The sequence below is a fragment of the Metabacillus niabensis genome, assembly GCF_902829255.1.
GTDB classification, from domain to species: domain Bacteria; phylum Bacillota; class Bacilli; order Bacillales; family Bacillaceae; genus Metabacillus; species Metabacillus niabensis.
Window position 1 is genome coordinate 33,266 of sequence record NZ_CADEPK010000033.1, and the last position, 19,663, is coordinate 52,928.

The 19,663-nt window shown below is 35.3% G+C and carries 20 protein-coding genes; 9 read left to right on the top strand and 11 right to left on the bottom strand.

Annotated elements, in window-relative coordinates; all coding sequences use genetic code 11:
• Positions 1–23: 23 nt before the first annotated feature.
• Entirely contained in the window at positions 24–1,289 is a 1,266-nt protein-coding gene (locus tag HU235_RS06125) for a helix-turn-helix transcriptional regulator (protein ID WP_174879628.1), read from the top strand.
• Positions 1,290–1,482: 193 nt separating this feature from the next.
• Here the strand turns inward: HU235_RS06125 and HU235_RS06130 are convergent, their stop codons facing one another.
• Positions 1,483–2,241, bottom strand: coding sequence for a hypothetical protein (locus tag HU235_RS06130; protein ID WP_174879629.1), 759 nt, complete (start codon positions 2,239–2,241; stop codon positions 1,483–1,485).
• 205 nt (positions 2,242–2,446) lie between these two features.
• Between HU235_RS06130 and HU235_RS06135 the strand changes: the two genes are divergently transcribed.
• The gene (locus HU235_RS06135) at positions 2,447–2,995 is read left to right on the top strand and encodes a DUF420 domain-containing protein (protein ID WP_174879630.1); all 549 of its coding nucleotides are present in this window, start codon (positions 2,447–2,449) and stop codon (positions 2,993–2,995) included.
• A 57-nt stretch (positions 2,996–3,052) separates the two neighbouring features.
• On the opposite strand, the gene HU235_RS06140 is transcribed toward HU235_RS06135, so the two are convergent.
• The 4 genes from HU235_RS06140 to HU235_RS06155 all read right to left on the bottom strand — a co-directional run bounded on the left by HU235_RS06140 (position 3,053) and on the right by HU235_RS06155 (position 6,836).
• The gene (locus HU235_RS06140; RefSeq protein WP_174879631.1) at positions 3,053–4,399 is read right to left on the bottom strand and encodes a sodium-dependent transporter; all 1,347 of its coding nucleotides are present in this window, start codon (positions 4,397–4,399) and stop codon (positions 3,053–3,055) included.
• A gap of 243 nt (positions 4,400–4,642) precedes the next feature.
• Positions 4,643–5,629 (bottom strand): ketoacyl-ACP synthase III, encoded by a 987-nt coding sequence (locus HU235_RS06145; protein WP_095300432.1) that lies wholly within the window; start codon positions 5,627–5,629, stop codon positions 4,643–4,645.
• A gap of 90 nt (positions 5,630–5,719) precedes the next feature.
• The gene (locus HU235_RS06150) at positions 5,720–6,064 is read right to left on the bottom strand and encodes a hypothetical protein (RefSeq protein ID WP_233452145.1); all 345 of its coding nucleotides are present in this window, start codon (positions 6,062–6,064) and stop codon (positions 5,720–5,722) included.
• A 157-nt stretch (positions 6,065–6,221) separates the two neighbouring features.
• A complete protein-coding gene (locus HU235_RS06155) occupies positions 6,222–6,836 on the bottom strand; it encodes a class I SAM-dependent methyltransferase (RefSeq protein ID WP_174879632.1) in 615 nt (204 codons plus the stop codon).
• A 221-nt stretch (positions 6,837–7,057) separates the two neighbouring features.
• Here HU235_RS06155 and HU235_RS06160 point away from each other — a divergent pair, with 221 nt between their 5' ends.
• Positions 7,058–7,483: a VOC family protein gene (locus tag HU235_RS06160; RefSeq protein ID WP_095300429.1), complete on the top strand. Its 426-nt coding sequence runs from the start codon at positions 7,058–7,060 to the stop codon at positions 7,481–7,483.
• A gap of 449 nt (positions 7,484–7,932) precedes the next feature.
• Complete coding sequence (locus HU235_RS06165; RefSeq protein ID WP_233452146.1) at positions 7,933–8,973, top strand: DUF3231 family protein; 1,041 nt, start codon at positions 7,933–7,935, stop codon at positions 8,971–8,973.
• 69 nt (positions 8,974–9,042) lie between these two features.
• Here HU235_RS06165 and HU235_RS06170 read toward each other — a convergent pair whose 3' ends face one another.
• Together HU235_RS06170 and HU235_RS06175 are read right to left on the bottom strand one after the other, a co-directional pair.
• Positions 9,043–10,476 (bottom strand): 6-phospho-beta-glucosidase, encoded by a 1,434-nt coding sequence (locus HU235_RS06170; protein ID WP_095300427.1) that lies wholly within the window; start codon positions 10,474–10,476, stop codon positions 9,043–9,045.
• 68 nt (positions 10,477–10,544) lie between these two features.
• The gene (locus HU235_RS06175) at positions 10,545–12,458 is read right to left on the bottom strand and encodes a beta-glucoside-specific PTS transporter subunit IIABC (RefSeq protein WP_095300426.1); all 1,914 of its coding nucleotides are present in this window, start codon (positions 12,456–12,458) and stop codon (positions 10,545–10,547) included.
• A gap of 396 nt (positions 12,459–12,854) precedes the next feature.
• Between HU235_RS06175 and HU235_RS06180 the strand changes: the two genes are divergently transcribed.
• The 4 genes from HU235_RS06180 (at position 12,855) to HU235_RS06195 (ending at position 15,477) form a co-directional block, all read left to right on the top strand.
• The gene (locus tag HU235_RS06180; protein ID WP_145581111.1) at positions 12,855–13,886 is read left to right on the top strand and encodes a Gfo/Idh/MocA family protein; all 1,032 of its coding nucleotides are present in this window, start codon (positions 12,855–12,857) and stop codon (positions 13,884–13,886) included.
• Between the two features lie 81 nt (positions 13,887–13,967).
• Positions 13,968–14,393 carry a MarR family transcriptional regulator gene (locus HU235_RS06185; RefSeq protein ID WP_174879633.1) on the top strand — a complete coding sequence of 142 codons (426 nt, stop codon included), beginning with the start codon at positions 13,968–13,970 and terminating at the stop codon, positions 14,391–14,393.
• 137 nt (positions 14,394–14,530) lie between these two features.
• On the top strand, positions 14,531–15,193 hold the full coding sequence (locus tag HU235_RS06190; RefSeq protein WP_174879634.1) for a hypothetical protein: 663 nt from the start codon (positions 14,531–14,533) through the stop codon (positions 15,191–15,193).
• A 2-nt stretch (positions 15,194–15,195) separates the two neighbouring features.
• A complete protein-coding gene (locus tag HU235_RS06195; protein WP_174879635.1) occupies positions 15,196–15,477 on the top strand; it encodes a hypothetical protein in 282 nt (93 codons plus the stop codon).
• Between the two features lie 57 nt (positions 15,478–15,534).
• Here HU235_RS06195 and HU235_RS06200 read toward each other — a convergent pair whose 3' ends face one another.
• Both HU235_RS06200 and HU235_RS06205 read right to left on the bottom strand, forming a co-directional pair.
• Complete coding sequence (locus HU235_RS06200; protein WP_174879636.1) at positions 15,535–17,127, bottom strand: ABC transporter permease; 1,593 nt, start codon at positions 17,125–17,127, stop codon at positions 15,535–15,537.
• A 4-nt stretch (positions 17,128–17,131) separates the two neighbouring features.
• A complete protein-coding gene (locus tag HU235_RS06205) occupies positions 17,132–18,025 on the bottom strand; it encodes an ABC transporter ATP-binding protein (protein ID WP_307190741.1) in 894 nt (297 codons plus the stop codon).
• A 159-nt stretch (positions 18,026–18,184) separates the two neighbouring features.
• Here HU235_RS06205 and HU235_RS06210 point away from each other — a divergent pair, with 159 nt between their 5' ends.
• Positions 18,185–18,775: a TetR/AcrR family transcriptional regulator gene (locus HU235_RS06210; RefSeq protein WP_174879637.1), complete on the top strand. Its 591-nt coding sequence runs from the start codon at positions 18,185–18,187 to the stop codon at positions 18,773–18,775.
• Between the two features lie 36 nt (positions 18,776–18,811).
• Here the strand turns inward: HU235_RS06210 and sipW are convergent, their stop codons facing one another.
• Both sipW and HU235_RS06220 read right to left on the bottom strand, forming a co-directional pair.
• On the bottom strand, positions 18,812–19,366 hold the full coding sequence (gene sipW / locus HU235_RS06215) for a signal peptidase I SipW (RefSeq protein ID WP_174879671.1): 555 nt from the start codon (positions 19,364–19,366) through the stop codon (positions 18,812–18,814).
• Positions 19,367–19,378: 12 nt separating this feature from the next.
• The gene (locus HU235_RS06220) at positions 19,379–19,636 is read right to left on the bottom strand and encodes a hypothetical protein (RefSeq protein ID WP_174879638.1); all 258 of its coding nucleotides are present in this window, start codon (positions 19,634–19,636) and stop codon (positions 19,379–19,381) included.
• Between the last annotated feature and the right edge of the window lie 27 nt (positions 19,637–19,663).

Consider the following 19,663-nt stretch of genomic DNA (forward strand, 5'->3'; position numbering starts at 1 on the left):
AAGTCGAAAAAGGAGGAGTCATGGTGACTGGTAGTCGTATTAAATACTATCGAATGAAATCTGAACTCACCCAAGAAGAATTATGCAGAGGTATTTGTTCTCCATCTTATTTAAGTAAAGTAGAAAATAATAATATGGAACCAAGTGATGAAATTTTAAGATTATTATGTGAGAGAATGGGGATATCTCCAACTGTGGTTGTAGAAGAAGACATAAAGCTGCTTGAGAAGAAACTTGATGATTGGTATGACAAAATGAAAAGGGATTGCTCAACTGTTAAGTTGACTTATGATGAGATTGCTAAACAATTCCATCATATCCAAAACCCCTATTTGTCATCGAAATATGAATTATTTCAAATCAAGTATTTTCTTATAACCAATCAATATGAAACAATTCTTCAACATATAAAGGAATTGGACAGGTTTCAAGCTTTTTTATCAACTGAGCTTTTATTTTATTATCACTATTTTGTTGGTTGTGCTTATTATTACATGAACAAGTTGACTGAATCCGAGCAACACCTTACTTTGTCATTGCAAAAACTCCAACTAATTCCAAAAAACAAAGATTTGTTCCAATTTGAATTAGCGGACGTTTATTATCACTTATCCCTCTGTCACGGAAAGCTTTGTCATACACATCGAACGAGGGACTTCGCCTTTAAAAGTCTTGAAATCGTTGATAAGCTGCTTGATTACAAGAAACAAATTAAGCTTTATATTGTGCTAGGAATTAATGAAGGAAGAATCAAAAATTTTAAAAACTCCTTAGACTATTACGAGCGCGCACTTAAGATTGCTAAGCTTTCCCACATACATCACTATCTTGGTAACATTCATCACAATATAGGATACCTTTATAGCCTTCAAGGAAGAGCTACAGATGCAATTCGATATTATTTAGAAAGCCTACACTATACACCGACGGAAAAGGTAGAAAGCTTAATTTCAACCTATTACTGCCTCGCCAAAGAATACAAACGATTAAATCAGCCAGAAAATATGCACAAGATGATAAATAAAGGAATGGATTTATTAAAAAAATATCCATTACAAGACTATGAATATCATTATAAAATGCTTTACTTAACCGAAAGAGATGATTTATCAAGCGAGAGAAACTTCATTAAACATGAGGTCATTCCATACTTTCGTGAAAAGCAACAATGGAATTATGTTGTTGAATATGCGGAAATACTCGCACGTCATTATGAGGAAAACATTCTTTATAAAGAAGCAAGTAAGTATTACAAAACTGCATTTTTAGCCCAGCAAAAAATCCAGTAAGGAGCACTTATCCAATTATGTTATTAATAAATGATGAATTCTTATTTGCACGTTTATTTCGTCTTCTTTCAAGTTTAATTAATTCTCTAAAAATCCAAGTTTTCTTTCATGAAATATTTCCAGATTGACAAGTGATTCGTTATAACAGATAAGAAAACACCTTTAGCAATAATGCAGGAGGTGTTTTCTTATCTTAATCAACCTTAACTGGATTTTCATTTTTAGGAATTGAGGCTGTGAGTAAAAACCTGTCTGATATTACCTTCCACTTATTGTCTTCTAGATAAACTACATATACTTGCTCATTCAGCTTCCCATTTATCTTCGTCTTAATCGAAGTAATCGCAACCGTTTCTGCTATCATCTTCACTGCTGCAACATTAAACTCGAAGGATGCCGATTTCGTTGCAGCGAGCATACCATCCTGTTCTTCCTCAACGCCACCAAGCTTCTTTCCGTACATGTCCATTCCTTTTTGATTAGCTGTTTTAATACTATTTAAATAGTTGTTAATCCCATTTACAATTTCCGGCTTTACTTTTTCTGTTGTTACAACTGGCTGATGATTGTTAATGCCAGCGACGAATTTCCATTTTCCACTCACTTTGACAACTGGTGATGTTTGAACGACAATTTTGTCTGGATAATCTAATTTTGTCGATACTAAAGCTAAGTCACTTGAAGCCATTATGTAATCTGTGACCTCTGCATTCTGAAGTTGATGTTTTTGACATGTACGTTCATCTTCGTCATGCTTCAATATCTGCAAGGAAAATTGCTCCATTTTATCTATTTGACAGTTCTTTTTGGCACTTAAATAGTTCACAGCCGCTGTTAACGCGTTATTTCGAGCACTTATTGTTATCGGCTCCTCTGCCCCAACATTTTGAGGAAATCCGCATGAGAATAAAATGATGCTCCAACATAATAAGGAAATGAAAATTTTATTCATCTAACCAACCTTTCATTTTTAGATCCTCATTATGTTGTTCAATAATCTAAAAAGTATGTAAAACTACTAAAATTCTCCAAGTATATTTGTCTAGAGTTTGACAATTCCTTTTTACCTAATAAAAGGAGGCCTTTTATATTTGCTCTTTGCTTAGCATTTTTTTATGATGAAGAAAGGAAGAAAATATAAGGAGCGTATAAGAAAGATGACATATAATCAAACTGACCAAAAACAACGAAATTACACCCCATTGATTTGGGTATTATCAATTGTCATAGTCGGAGTCATTTTTGGAACCTATTTCTTGCCAAAAAGTAATGATGGAACAATCTTTGGCATTGATTTAACGGTTTTACCATTGCTAAATGCCATTTTCAACACATTTACCTTTCTCTTTCTAGTTGCAGCACTAGTTGCAATTAAAAAGAAAAACATTCCTGTACATAGACGTTTTATTGTAGCAGCCTTTACAACAACGTTCTTATTTTGCATTTCCTATTTAACGTATCATGCAATGGCTGAATCGACTAGCTATGGTGGTGAAGGAATATTAAGATCAATCTACTATTTCGTCCTTCTTACACATATCGTTCTTGCAGCAGTTATTGTACCGCTTGCCCTTATTACACTTGGACGCGGATTAAATATGCAGGTTGAAAAACACCGAAAAATTGCCCGCTGGACAATGCCACTTTGGCTTTATGTAAGCTTTACCGGCGTATTAGTATACTTCATGATTTCACCATATTATTAAAAATAATGAAAATAGGGCCAGTCCCCCAAAACTATCTGGGGACTGGCCCTTACTCTATTAAAATAATCCTAATGTATGTAGATAGACGATGATGATAACGATAGGAACGATCCATTTCATTAAGAACGTCCATATTGAATATAGGGCTGGTGAATATGTATTAGCTAAGCGAAATTGCTGTTCTACCAGGGATCTATCCATTTTATAAATAATAAAGATAGCAATAAAGAAATTACCTAATGGCAATAAAATATTGCTCACAAGAAAGTCTGTTGCATCAAAGATATTTTTCCCGAAAATCACGATATCACTTAAAGGTCCACCCATCGACAATGCGGCTGGTATCCCTGCTATAAAAACAGCAATACCTGATATCCATGATACTGATTTTCTTGATCGGTTCCTTCCATCTGTAAAGGCTGAGACGATGATTTCTAATAAACTAAACGACGACGTTAATGTTGCAAATAAAAATAACAGCAAAAATAAGCTTAAGAAAAGCTCCCCAAATGGAATTTGTGAAAAAACAGTTGGCAGGACGACAAATAATAAACCAGGTCCTTCAGTCGGTTCTAAGCCTAATGCGAAAACGGCTGGAAAAATCGCCAAGCCCGCAAGCAGTGAAACGAAAATATTCATCACAACAACTGATGATGCCGAAGACGGAATGCTCACATCTTTCCCTAAATACGAGCTGTACGTTACCATACAAGAAAAACCAACTGCAAGCGCAAAGAACGATTGTCCAAGTGCATATAAAATTCCATCGCTCGTTATACTTGAGAAATCCGGATTTAAAAAGAAACGGACTCCTTCCATTGCTCCATCTAATGTTAATGAGCGAATGACTAATACAATAAAGAAAATAAATAATAGAGGCATCATATAAGTGCTTGCTTTTTCGATCCCATTTTTTATCCCAAAAGTTAAAACGATAATATTGATCAATAAATATAAAGCTAAGCCGAGAAGAGTTATACTCGGGGAGCTCGTAACCTGCCCAAATAATTGTCCATAATTCACTCCAGTATCAATTACCTTCCCAATAACTGATAAAATGGTATAGATTAATACCCAACCACCGACAACACAATAGAATGTCAGTAATAAGAAGCAACCAACTACTCCAAGCATCCCTAATTTATTCCAACCACTTTTTGGAGCTAACCTTCGATATGCCGTTACTGCCTCACGCTTTGCCCCTCTACCAATAATAAATTCTGAAATGAGCATTGGAAGGCCAATTAAAACCGTAAACAATATAAAGAGCAAAAAGAAAGCTGCTCCACCATTCATCCCTGCAACATATGGAAACTTCCAAATCGCGCCAAGTCCAATAGCAGCTCCAGCAGACGATAAAATAAATCCGATTTTAGATGACCATTGCTCTCGTTTATCCGCCATAGCTAACCTCTCTATCCGATTCTATTTTTCTATATAACTTTTTTAATCCATTATTACTATAGTTCAAAGCAAAGCGAACTACAATAGCGAATTGTCAAATTTAGGTGGATTTTGACAATGAACCACCCTAAAAAAGCAAATAAAAAAAGAGCCATCCATTGGCTCTTTAGCTAGAATTACAATAGTAGAATTGAAAAACTATCGTTTGTTTAAATAGATTAAAGTTAGTCATAGTAAAAGTGCCTAGTATTTTAACAGCATCGCAACTAATTGGTAGCCAGCTCCAATTGTCCAAAAAAGAACATGATCGCCCCGTTGAATTCGGCCTGATGCAATCCCCTCATGTAGAGCGATAAATGGACTACTAGTACCAGTATAGCCAAATTTATCCCCAACATAAATAATTTGCTTATCCTCGAGCTGAAAATGCTCTTGTATTTTCAAAATATTCCCTAATGCAAATTGCGAAAAACAATAGGCCTTTATATCTTTTGCCGTTAGTTGATTTCGTGTAAGCAGAGTTTCAATTATTTCATACGTTGGAGGAAGGGCAATGCTACCATCAAATGGAAGCCACTTAATTAACATATTTTCAGAATCTCCTCTGACAGCTTTAGATAACCCTTCCGGCGGAAACAGAATTTTATCGCGATTAACAGAGTCCGTGAAATAAATTGCATCGATAAATCCAGTATCCTCATCTGTTTTTTCCAAAATAACAGCAGCTGCAGCATCACCATAGTTTGCATACGTAATTTCTTCTTCTTCATTGCTAATTAACGAATTATAATCAGAACCAACAATAAGTGCTGTATGTACATTAGGATTTGCCTTCATATAATATGAAGCTTGTTCAACTGCAACAGTCATTCCTGCACAATTAGCATTTGAATCCATCACAATTGTTTGATTGTCTGCTCCAATCGCATCATGGAGGAACATCGCATTTGTTGGGAAGGTTGTTTCAGGAACTTGAGTTGAAAAGACGATAAGATCAATATCTTTTCCTGACATATTCGCCCGTTCAAGGACTCTTTTACTTGCGGCAATTCCCATTGTTAATCCATTTTCCGCTTCATCCTTTATGACATATCGTTCTTTTCTTCCCATAGTTTCTAAAAAATGACGAACATCTTTCCCCTTTTCCTGATAAAACTGATGGAAAAATTCATTATCAACAATATATTCGGGATGATAGATTGCTACATCTTTTATTTTTATATGCTTCATTTTATTGAATTCTCCTCTGCCTTTTTATAGGGATTTTTATATGCAAAAACAAGGCTAGATCCTCTTATCAGCCTTGTTTTCTCATCTTTATTAGAGTTCAACAACCTCGGCATTCGTTAATCCAGAATTTCTTGCAATACGGTTTAACTGCATTTTTAAGATTGCACTTTTGTTTATCGTAAAAAGAACCTTTCCAAATCCTGATTCCTTATACATTTTAAATGAATTTTCTAATGAAGAAACCATCTCTGGCTTTAAAATATCCATAGTTGTACAGTCTACATCTAATGTATAAGCAGATGCTTCAATGGAATTAACTTTTGCTTGATAATCTTTCACGAAATTTTGGACATCCTCAGGTGTAAAGGTTCCAACAACCTTCATGTTAATTACTTTTTTTGCTGCGTTAATAACAATGCTATATTTTTCTGACACGATAAATACCTCTCCTGTTGTAATTTTTATGACTATTAAACTAGTTGTTTTTTAACTTAGGCACTTATAACTATATAAACTTTAATACTAAATGTCTAGAGTTTCGCAGTAAAAAATGAAATTATTTAATATTTTTCCATAAAAGCAATAGGAAATTTCAAGACTTTTGCACTAATTGATAAATGAGAAACCTTTCATTTTCGTTTTGTGGATATAACTCCTTTAATCGGATCTCTTGTTTTAATTCAAATACAGTTTGATTTTCGAGATAGTAAACATAGTCTTCAGATGGATAGTACAAAATTAACTCAACCTCTCTTTTATACACTTCAACTGACTTTAGAATATTTTGAATAACTTTTATAAAAATTTGTAAGGAAAACGGGTTAAAAAAATAGAAACGATTATCTTCAGGTGCCATGATATACTCTTCTGCTAAACAGCAGTAAAACTGAATTTTATCCTTTTGGTTTGCATGCTTCTTTAAGTACCTGTCACGATTAACCAATGCCTCCTGATAATACTCCTCATTCATTTCAATACCAGTAACCGCTGCTTGACACTGATCGTGAAGGAAGAAATTTAACCTCCCCTTTCCACAGCCAAAATCAACAATCTTATCATGTTTATGAAAGGTATACTGGCTAATTAACGTTTCTAACGCTTCATAGGGTGTTGCCTCATATCGATGGTAATGAAACGATTTATGAAAACCTTGTTGACTCTTTGTCGTTTTTATATTGAGTAATTTATCGTAAAGATTATCTTTCATTGCTTTGCTCCTACTTCGTATTAATGATGTTTTTATAAAATAGTTTTTTCTGTCTTTAGTGAAAAGGGAGATTTGCTCTAATAATAGATAAGATATATCAATTTGATGAAATAAACCAATTTATCGTTCAACCACGAATAGGTAAAAAATTTTTTCAAACCTTTTCTTTTATTCTATTCACTGTGGTATATTGGTTAAAATAGGATAAAGGAGTGATAGAAATGGCTGTAGAAGTGTATCTTGTTTTTAATGGAAATTGTCGAGAAGCAATTGAATTTTATGCAAAGGCCTTTAATACAGAGGCATCACAAATCATGACCTTTGGTGAATCACCACAAAATCCTGATTTCCCACTGCCAGATGAAGCAAAGGATCGCGTCATGCATGCGAGACTAACAGTCAGTGGTAGTACGATTATGTTTTCTGATACATTCCCTGGCTCACCTTTTGAAACAGGAAACAATATCACACTTGCTGTTGTAAGTAAGGATATCGATGAAATCAAAAATGCATATGAAAAGTTAAAAGAAGGCGGCAAAGTAGAAATGGAGCTCCAAGAAACGTTCTGGAGTAAATGCTACGGAAAATTAACAGATAAATTTGGCATCGGCTGGCAGCTTAGTCATGATGATGGCCGTCAACAATAAGGAAAAAGCAAGTTAATACATATGTAATAACATAAATAGAAGGATAGATATACTTGAGAAATCACCTGTATATCTATCCTTTTTCTTCATCAAAAGCCTCACTTGCCTTTAGCCGATATATTGAAACCCTACAATCCTAAAATTTGATAACCTTTCTCACATATCTTTTTATCGATTTGGAAAACTAATATAAATCGGAGGTAGTGTCATTTTAAATTAGTTATTTTTCTCTTGGACCAGTTTGTACTTATTCAAATGACATTCTTTTTATCCCTACATGGTATCAAAGGCTTTTTTAGACTAATTAAACGTTTGATTCTTTACATTAAGGCTTACGAAATGAATACAAAAAGGATTTTTTCGTATTTACATTCAAAAAGAACTTGAGCGCTATTTACATGAAATGCGCCTCCGATTCGTTTTGAAACTCCATAGACAATATGTAAATTTTGACGACAATTGGAGGTATTTCCTTTGGAATCTTTAATAAAGCAAAGAAAAACCCGTTAACTGCTTCAGAGGTATCTGCCCTTTGGCTTCAATATATGGGTGATAGCATGGCGATTTGTATTTACAAGTATTTTCTTAAAATTGTTGAAAATTCTGATATAAAACCTATTTTAGAATCAGCATTGAAGCTAGCTGAAGGTCATATATCTAAAATCGCCAATATTTTAAAAGATGATCATTTCCAGGTCCCAATAGGATTTACAGATGATGACGTAAATCTTAATGCCCCACGACTATTTTCTGACCAGTTTTTACTCTTTTATTCTTACATTATGACAATACACGGGATAACTGCTTATAGCTTAGCGATTACAACATCAGAGCAACAGGATATCCAAGATTATTTTCTTGAAAGTACGGTAACATCTAAAGAATTGTTTCAAAAAATAGTGGAATTGGCTAAAACACAGCCAATGTTTTCAAGTGTTCCAACTATTCCATCTCCACATAGGAATGAGCTTGTAAATTCGACAGGAATTATTTCTAATTTAATAGGTGATAAAAGAGCACTTAATAGCTCAGAAATTAGTAACCTTTTCTTTAATGCAAAGAAAACTGGGTTTATTAGGTCGTTAAGCTTAGGATTTAGTCAAGTTGCAGAGAACGAAGATGTTCGTAATTTCATGTTAAAAAATGTGAAATTAGCAGGGAAAGATGCTGATAGCTTCAACAACCTTTTAAAACAAGAACATTTGCCAACACCTGAAAGCTGGGATGCGGAAATTACTGATTCTACTATAAGTCCATTTTCAGATAAATTGATAATGTTTCACGCAGCGTTTTTAGTGAATGCAGCACTTTCCTATTATGGTGCTGCGATCGGGTCCAGATTAAGATCAGACATTATTTTAAATTACAGCAAAGTATTTACCCATGCAATGGAGGCTGGAACCCTTTGCTACAATATTATGGTAAAACATGGATGGTTAGAAAAACAGCCTGAAGCAATTGACAGAAAAGCTGTTGCACAAGACTCATAGTAATGCAACTGAATATATACAAAAGGCAGTAGAACGAATTCTAACTGCCTTTTTAAATCCCAAAATCTATTATAGCTCTGCACCGTTTGATTCAATGACCTTTTTGTACCAATCATAGCTTTTCTTTTTATATCGTTTTAACGTGCCATTTCCATTATTATCTTTATCAACATAAATATAGCCATATCGTTTTTTCATTTCTCCGGATGAAGCACTTACGATATCAATTGGTCCCCAGCTTGTATAACCAATGATTTCGACCCCATCCTTTATCGCCTCACCCATCTCAGCAATATGCTTTTTCAAATAATCAATACGATATTCGTCATCCACTTCGCCTGTAGCTGACAATTCATCGACAGCACCTAGTCCATTTTCAACAACAAATAGCGGCTTTTGGTAACGATCATACAATTGATTTGCCGTAATTCTAAAGCCTTTCGGATCGATTGTCCATCCCCACTCTGATTTCTCTAAATAAGGATTTTCAACAGATGCGAAGACATTTCCAGCTGTTTGTTTGCTTAAGACTTCAGGATCAGTGCTTGTTGCACGGCTAGCGTAATAGCTAAAGCCAATATAGTCAACCGTATTCGCCTTTAGTAGCTCTTCATCTCCTTGTTCCATCTCAATCGTTAGGCCGTGATCTTCAAAAAATCGTTTCGCATAACCTGGGTATTCCCCACGTGATTGAACATCGATGAAAAAGAACGACTCACGGTCACGTTCCATCGCATCAAAGACATCATCTGGATGACAAGTATATGGGTATGTCATTCCTGCGGCAAGCATACATCCAATTTTTGCATCTGGAATCATCTCATGACATGCTTTAACAGCAAGCGCACTCGCAACTAATTGGTGATGTGCTGCCTGGTATTGAATTTGCTTCTTATTTTCTCCTTCTTTAAAGACAAGACCAGCACCTACGAAAGGTAGATGTAAAAGCATATTAATTTCATTAAATGTCATCCAATACTTTACTTTGTTTTTATAACGTTTAAAAATCGTTTTTGCATATGTTTCAAAAAATGTGACAAGCTCCCTGTTTCTCCAGCTGCCATATTCCTTCACTAAATGGACTGGGACATCAAAATGTGCAATCGTTACTACCGGCTCAATACCATGCTTTAATAATTCATCAAATAAATCATCATAAAACTTCAGACCTGCTTCATTTGGCTTCTCATCATTTCCATTTGGGAAAATCCGTGCCCATGCAATTGATACACGCAATGCTTTAAAGCCCATATCAGCAAAAAGAGCAATATCCTCTTTAAAGCGATGATAAAAATCAATCGCTTCGTGTGACGGGTAAAATTCCCCCTCAATCGGTGTAAATGATTCTAAATTACCTAACATAATCTCAAAACGTTTTGGACCTGTTGGCAAAAGGTCAACTGTTGTTAAGCCTTTTCCTCCCTCAAGATAAGCTCCCTCTGCCTGGTTAGCTGCGATCGCACCACCCCAAAGAAAATTTTCAGGAAATGTTGATTTTGACATATTTATTACCTCCGTTATGTAAGAAAGGAAGCATAACGTTAATCGCTTCCTTTCTATTTAGTTCTAGTTTATTTTGCAACTAGCTCAAATAGTTGTTCTCCAACCTTTGTCTGTTTACCACCTAGTGTCACTACATCGAATTTATCTTGGTTTGTCACAATAACTGGCGTTGTTACCTCATAGCCAGCCTTTTGAATCGCATTGATATCAAACTCAATCAATAGCTGTCCTTTTTCAATTCTAGAGCCTACTGTTGTATGTGTAATAAAATGATTACCATTTAGCTGAACAGTGTCGAGTCCAATGTGGATTAAAATCTCTGCACCATTTTCAGTTGTAATTCCAATCGCATGCTTTGTTGGGAATAGTGCAGCAACCATACCTGAAACAGGGGCATATAATTTCCCTTCTGTCGGAACAATGGCAACACCTTTTCCTAATGCACCTGATGCAAATGCTTCATCACTTATTTCACTTAATACTTTGACTTCACCAGCTAATGGGCTAGTAATCATTTCATTTTTTACTTCAATAACTGCTTCCTTCTTTTCATGGGCTTTCGTTTCACTAGTTTCTTGAGTTTTATCTTTACTCATACCGAATAACAAAGTTAAGATGAACGCTACTGCAAAACCAGCTATAATGGCGATAACTGAGCCCCAGAATGCAAGATTTAACCCTTCTGTTGGGTGAATATAAGAAGGAATACCGAAAATACCTAGTCCACCAATAATAAATCCTTGGGTTCCAAACAAACCAATAATTGCTCCACCTATTGCTCCACCGATACAGCTAATAATAAATGGCTTTTTAAGTGGAAGTGTAATACCGTAAATTGCCGGTTCAGTAACACCAAAAATACCTGAAATAAATGCTGGGATACTTAATGATTTTAGCTTTTGTTGCTTTGTTCTAAGCATGATAGCTAGTACTGCCCCTATTTGCGCAAATGAAGCCGCAAATACTAAAGCTAAGACTGGATCTGCACCATTTACTGAAACATTGTTGATCGCGATTGGTACAAGCCCCCAGTGTAAACCGAAGATAACAAAAATTTGCCAAAAACCACCAAGAAATAAACCTGCAATAACTGGACTTAAGCCGTAAATCCATAAAGTCGCTTGACCTAGTAGTTGACCAGCCCATGTTGCAATTGGACCAATTACCATAAATGTTAATGGAACAACTACTAATAATGTTAAAAATGGCACTAAAAATGTTTTTACAACATCAGGAATAATTTTCTTAAAGCCTTTTTCTACTTTAGCCCCAAAATATGCGGCAATAATAATCGGAATAACAGAAGATGAATAAGACATTAAAATAACTGGAATACCTAAGAATGTAATATAAACTGGTGATTCAAACATCGTTCCTGTAAATAATGTGTACAGCGGGTCACCTGTCATCAGCTGTGACATCGTCGGATACACCAGCGCTGCTCCAATTGCCATCCCAATAAATGTACTACCACCGAATTTCTTACTTGCTGTATATCCTAAGAAAATTGGGAAGAAGTAAAATAATGAATCCCCGATTGCATTTAATACTTGATATGTTCCTGAATCTGCGGTAAGCCACTTTAATGATAAAAACAATGCATTAAGCCCTTTAATCATCCCTGTTGCAGCTAACACACCGAGAATTGGTGTAAAGATACTTGATACGATATCTACAAATCTATTAAACAAGTTGCCGCCCTTTGCTTCTTCCTCTTCAACTTGCCCCTCTGCCTTAAATCCACCAACAGCTAACACATCCTTATAGACATCTGGGACATGGTTGCCAATGACCACCTGGTACTGACCACCGCTTTTCATAACGGTTACAACACCATCCATATTTTTAAGGACATCAGTATTTGCTTTTCCTTCATCCTTTAGCTTAAAGCGTAATCTCGTTACACAGTGAACAACACTGATAACGTTTTCATTTCCACCAACATTTTGAATAATATCTTTAGCTAATTGCTCATATTTCATCATTGACCCTTCCTTCTTTTTTTATTTTTGGCAAATAAAAAACCTGACCCGATCTGGTAGAAATAGACACACAGCGTCCGTTAGACAGCGCTACTATTCTTTCCAAATCAGTTCAGGTTATGCCCACTAAAGGTAACATTCCTTTATGAATATTTAATTGTTGAGATTAATTTAACACCTTATCAACACATTGTCAACGCTTTCATAAAAACTTTTTTGAAGGGAAAATTCACCAGATTTTTTTATTCATCTAACTTCAGCTTTTTTCAGTTAAGTACTTTTTTATATAGTTCTTTCCACCTTAGACAGGCACTTACTAGTATGATAAGTTGGAGACATAGCTCATATATAATAAATTAATACACTAAAAACATAGGAAAAAAGAGGAGTGTTCACATGGCAAAGCAGCACAAAATTATCGTTGCTGGATGTGGTGGAATGTCAAATACTTGGTTTGATTATGTATCACAGCGGGAGAATGCTGAAATTGTTGGGGTTGTTGATGTTAACTTAGAGGCAGCAAAAGCAATGGTAGAACGTCGAGACCTAGGAGTCCCTTCATTTACAAATTTATCAGAAGCTATAATGAAAACGGATGCAAATTTAGTGTTTGATATCACAATTCCAGCTGCACATAAAGAAATAGTGATAACTGCTTTAGAGGCTGGATGTAATGTCTTTGGCGAAAAACCAATGGCAGAAACATTAAAAGATGCAAAGGAAGTCCTCCGTACTGCAAGAAAAACTGGAAATACATACACCGTCATGCAAAATCGTCGGTATTTAAATCAAATCCGTACGTTTCAAACGATTCTTTCTAACGGAACAATCGGCGAAATCGGCTCAATTCATGCAGACTTTTTCCTTGGACCTAACTTTGGTGGCTTTCGTGATTTAATGGATCATCCCCTTATCGTCGATATGGCGATCCATACGTTTGACCAGGCTAGATTTTTAACAGGAAAGGATCCTGTATCAGTTTATTGTCATGAATATAATCCAACAGGCTCCTGGTATAAAGGCAACGCCTCTGCTATTTGTATCTTTGAAATGACAGATGGAACTGTTTTTTCATATCGCGGGTCATGGAGTGCCATTGGAAATCAAACATCGTGGGAATCAGACTGGCGTGTAACCGGAAGTAAAGGCAGTGCAAGATGGGATGGTTCGAACAATCCAATATGTGAAGTGATCGATGAAACAAAACCAATTGAATTTATTACTCCTGTTAAGCAAATAAATATCGAAAGTGAAAAGGCTATTCGCGAAGGGCATTGGGGCTGTCTTGATGAAATGTTCCAAGCTTTAGAAGAAAATCGTCTAGCCGAAACGGATTGTCGAGATAATATTAAAAGCATGGAAATGGTATTTGGTGCTGTCCAAAGTGCCAAGACAGGTAAGAAAGTTATCATTAGTGAAATGGATTAACGTTTGAGAAAATTGACAATTCCACTTATTATACTTACCATATATTTTAATTAGTAAAATATTCATATAGGCTGTGATGGGATGTCAAATAATAAGCAGATGCAAAATGTAGAAACGATTATGAAGGAAATGCTTGAAATTCAACAAAAATCAAAAATGTTTGTCCAGCTCCTATCTGATCAGGAATCACTTTCACAAAATCAACTTATTTTGCTTCTTCAGCTCAAATTTGAAGGTGGAATGAAGCCAACAGAAATTGCTGACTTCTTTAATGTTACTCCTGGTGCAGTTACATCAATGTGCGATAAGCTAGAAAGCATGAACCTGGTGCAAAGAATAAGAGAAAAAGATGACAGACGTGTGGTCAAAATGATGCTAACAAATGCCGGTGAGGAGAAGGTAAAAAGCATTTTTTTAAAGTTTCCTAATGAAAAACTAACTGATATGACAAAGGTGCTTGTAGAGGTAAATAAATTAATGAGTACTATTTTCGAAGGGTCCAATTAATTGGGTCCTATTTTTTTGTCCCAAAATTCATCACGAGTGCTTTTCTAGGTTCTTGACAATTTAGCTGAAAATATACTTTAATAAATATATATTTTAATAACTAAAATATATATTTATTAAAGTAAGGTGGTGACATATTGAAAAAAGCAAAGCAATCATTACGAAGTATAACCTTTACAAGCGGTCGAATTAGAAATTTAAGTTCAGAATATGAAAAAGTAAATACTAGAGGGTCTGTTCGCTTTTGTCAGGAGATACACGTTACAGAGCTACCAACACACGGATATAGTTCATTTAATTATCACGTTATAGCAGACCGATTGAGTAGTACTGGTGTTTGTAACATCAAAAATAACTGTGGAATAGGAAAGCTAACAAGTGCAGGCACTATGAGATTAACAAAGGTGAGAATAAAAGAAGTCAATTCTACAGGACAGCTGACGATCCAACATTCACTACAAGCAGACCAGATTAATATACTCGGAAAAGTTACTGCTAAGAAAATAAACACAAAAGCGTTTCATTTAATATTGTCAGGTAAAAGTCAAATTGAACAGCTTCATGCAAATACAATCGAAGTACACTCTGAGAAAAAAACACTCTCATTACAAAAGAAACAATTAATATGTGGAAAAATAACGGGAAACAACATTAACCTTTCTCATACATCAGCTAAAAACGTTGAAGGAGATGTGGTCACAATTGGTGAAAAATGTGTAATTGAAAAGTTAACTTTTAAAGAATCATACACCATTTCTCGCCATTCTACAGTTAAACAAATTATGAAGAGGAGCGACTGAAAGTGAAAATCTTTAAAATGATAAAAGCCTTTTTATTCTCACTTTGCATCCCAGTGCTATCTGTTTTGTATATTGGATTAATAGTTAGCGCAATCGTTTCAATCCTTGCTGGTATTTTACGAACAGTCGGTTATGAACAAATAAAATTGTCAATCTGGAAAGGCATTGAGCTCCCAGTCACTTTCAGCCTCCCGTTTTCATTTACTGTTTCATTTCTGCTTATATATTTATCTATCTTCATCAAACGCTCAATCAACTATCTTGTAACTAACGTCCGCATTTAATATACAAAGAAAAGAACCTAAAGTAGCATCATCGCTTTTTTAGGTTCCTTTCATCATTTATCCTTGTAGATCTCGTTTGTTATAACCAATTACTCCAAAACACATACCGACCATAGCAAGACATAATAAAACCGTAATACTTAAAGCATCGAATTCCTCAACAGGTAGCTGAGGAATATGACCGAATGGTGATAATGCCTTTAACCACTCAGGTAATTTCATGATTCCACCAAGATATACGACAAAAAATGAATACCCTAGATATAACCATATAAAACTAGTAAACTTCGGCGCGAAACCAATGAAAAATATAGTTATTCCAATTAATACTGCTATTGCAGGTAGATACACAATTCCAGCAGTAGCCATTGTAGAAAATGAAATTATCTCTTCTGTAACTGATGCTGCAGATAGCCATAACCCGAAAATAGATACAATTAACATAAAAGCACTGAAAAAAAGTGCGATAAACAAATAACTTACAATTACTCTTGTTCGGGAAACGGCATGTGATATAAAGTGTTCAACACGATTTGCCTTTTCCTCACCCTTCATCTTTAAAATAAATAACAATGGTGGAATCGTACAAATCATTGAAATAACGGACATAAGCATCGACAAAAATTGTTCTGTTAGCGATTTACCCTTTACTGCTGATAATAGTTGCCGTATCGTTTCATTTTCAGAAAAAAAGGATTCTAGATCACCAAAAACAGATCCATATGATGCTCCTAAAACAAACGTACCAATTGTCCATGCAATAATACTTGTACGTTGCAGTCTTAATGCAAGTCCTAATGGTCCCTTAAGAAAACGAGAGGCACTTGTTCTACCTAGCTTCGAAGGTATTAACCCTGATTCCAAATCACGAACAGACTGCAAAACGAACGAGAAAACGATTAGAACAATTGAAAATCCCAACAATAATAAAACAGGCCACCATTGATTACTTACATACACTTCCGTCCTTACAACCCAACCGAACGGTGATAACCAAGAAAGCATTTCGTTCCTAACATCACCTATCGCCCGAACAAGATACGATAAAAGTAAAATAGAAATCGACAACCCAACAGTTCCTCTCGCACTTTCCATAAACTGAGCGGACAACAAAGTAACCGCAGTGAAAAAAATGCCAGTCGCACCTAAAGCAGTACCATATAGTAACGAACCTTGTAAATCAATGCTATCAATCTGTAAAGTCGCTAAACCAAAGCCAATTAAAAGAGCTAACCCTACAAACACACCAGAAAAAGCAAAAATAGCTGCACCAATATTTGCCAAACGACCAACAGGATGCGAACGAACTAATTCTAGCCTTCCCTCCTCTTCATCAGCTCGAGTGTGGTAAGTAGTGAGTAAAATACTCATAATGCCAACAACGATTGCAGTAAAAAGTAACATTTGATGAGCCATCATTGGACCTGCTGTATAATTGTCTAATCCAAAGCCAGGTCCAACCATTGCAATCATTGCAGGATTTTTCATCGTTTCAGCAATTGCCTGTCTTTCATTTTCTGTCTGATACAGGTCTGTAAAGGCATTTGCAGTAAGAATAGTTATGAATAATAAAGCTAGTAGCCAAATCGGTAATCTTATCCGTTCACGACGAAGAATAAAAAGAAAAAGCTTACCCGTATGTTGAAGCATCTTTTTAATTCCCTCCTTTATTCGTTTCATAATGGCGCATAAATAAATCCTCTAATGTAGGAGGTGAACTCTCCAATTTCAATATCCCAAATTGGCTAATGTATTTCATTAATTCATCTAAATACTGTGAATCTACTTGCATGGAAATGGTATGGTCACCTTTTCTTTCTATGTGATGAACACCTTCTAACTCTGTTAATAACTGGATTGGTTGCTTCGTTGCAACAAGTAGGTTCGTTCTTGTTAAATGACGTAATTCATTCAATGTTCCAGTCTCGATTATTTCTCCATGTCGGATAATACCAATCTTGTCACATAGCGTCTCTACTTCTGATAGAATATGACTTGAAAGTAAGACACTTCTCCCTTCATCCTTCACCTGTAAAACAGCTTCTTGAAAAACCCTTTCCATTAAAGGGTCTAAGCCCGAAGTTGGCTCATCTAAAATAAATAACTTTGCATTAGAGGCAAATGCAGCAACTAACGCAACTTTTTGCCGATTACCCTTGGAATATGTTCTACATTTTTTAGATGGGTCTAGTTGAAACTTTTCAATATATTCGTCACGTTTCCTATTGTTCTTTTCTCCTCGCAATCTCATAAATAAATCGATCACCTCTCCTCCTGTTAAATTTGGCCAAAGATTAACATCCCCTGGTACATATGCAAGATGCTTATGAATATCAACCGCATCTCTCCAGACATCCTTCCCGAAAATTTTTGCTTCTCCTTCTGTCGCTTTCAATATCCCTAATAGTATTTTAATTGTTGTAGATTTCCCTGCTCCGTTCGGACCGATAAAACCATATATCTCACCATTTTCTACTTGCATACTTAGTCCGTTTAAAACTTGCACCTTCCCAAACTTCTTTTTTAAATTTGTAACGTAGACGATCAATTTATATTCCTCCCCCTTAATATAAGTAACTCTAATTTTGAAATATTTTAATCATATTAGTTCATAATATACAAAAGAATTGCCTTTGACAATAATTTATGAACTATATTAATTGTTTTATTACATTTTTTTCATTAAAATATAAATGAGGTGAATCACATGGACGGATTTCAACGACGAAGAGAACAGAAAAAACTTGATATTTTAAAAGCGGCACTCTCGTTATTCTTGGAATACGGTATTCAAAAGGTTTCGATTAGTGAAATAGCAAAAAAAGCGAATGTCTCACAAGTAACGATTTATAATTACTTTGAAAATAAACATACACTTATCAATGAGGTAATGATTTATTTTATAGATACAGCAATTAATGATTTTCAGAAAACTGTAACTGCCAATATCTCCTTTCCTGAAAAAATAAAAACCATTTTATTTAATAAGGGGGAAATTGCAAATCAAATTCATGAAGAGTTTTATCAATATTTGATGAACGAATATACAACGGAAGGAAATTATATTGAAGAGATTTATGTTAAGAAGACAATTCCATTATTTACTGACCTAATAAAAGAAGGGAAAGAACAGGGCTATGTTGACCCTAACACATCAGATGAAGCGATTATGTTTTATATCAAGATGTTGAAGGAATATATTCAACGTGATGATGTTTATTCAAAAGTCTTGCCTTTAACAGAGGATATCACGAAAATTTTCTTTTATGGCATAATGGGACAAAACATAAAGGAATAGAGGCTGATACAAATCAGCCTCTTCACATATTAGAAATCACTCCTTTTCTAATAGAACATGCTTCCTTTCTAATTCCCTTATCGTTTTCCAAATCGTAACGATTGAGTAGCCTAGCATTAGAACTCCAGGTATAATCATAAATAAGACACTTCCGTTCGCTGTTTGCGTGAAATTAATGAGATAACCTAGATATGGAATCATAAACCCTCCATATTTTGCGATAACATTTTCTGCTAGGACAGGATTTGAGTCAGCTGAATTGTTATTGTCCCCCTTTGTTTCATAACGGACAGCTTGTTCTGTTGCTAACACATCTGTAATTCTATGAGTTATTAGTCTTTCCTCATCCAAATAAGTAATAATATCCCCTGCTTTTAGGCTAGAACGTTCCGCTTCATCCAGTGATTTCACAGCAATAACAGAACCTGTTAATATCGTAGGCTCCATAGATCCTGATAAGACGGTTTTAATCTGATAACCGAATATTTGTGGCTCACCATTCGTTAGTTTAGTAGAGAGGACGATCCCTGCTATACTTACTAACAAAATAAGTAGGATACTTGTAACCATTCGATTTACCCATTTCATCATCTGTTTCACTGTTTATTCCTCCTCCTTATCTTCTAATAATAGCTCGTTCTCTTCCATTTCCAATTCTGTTCCGTGCCCATCGGCATCATCTATATCTGCCCAGCTTCCAACTGTTATCCCAATGCTCGCTTCGTTTTCGTCACGATAGTATGAATATGTATTTGAAGTGAGAAGGCCGATAGCCATGACAAGAGAATAGCCAAGAAAAATGAGTTGAATTCCGCTTGTAAGATGTTTCTTTTGCTTCGTTTGCTTTTTAAGCCAGAACATCATACCTTCACTCCTCTCTATGCTGCC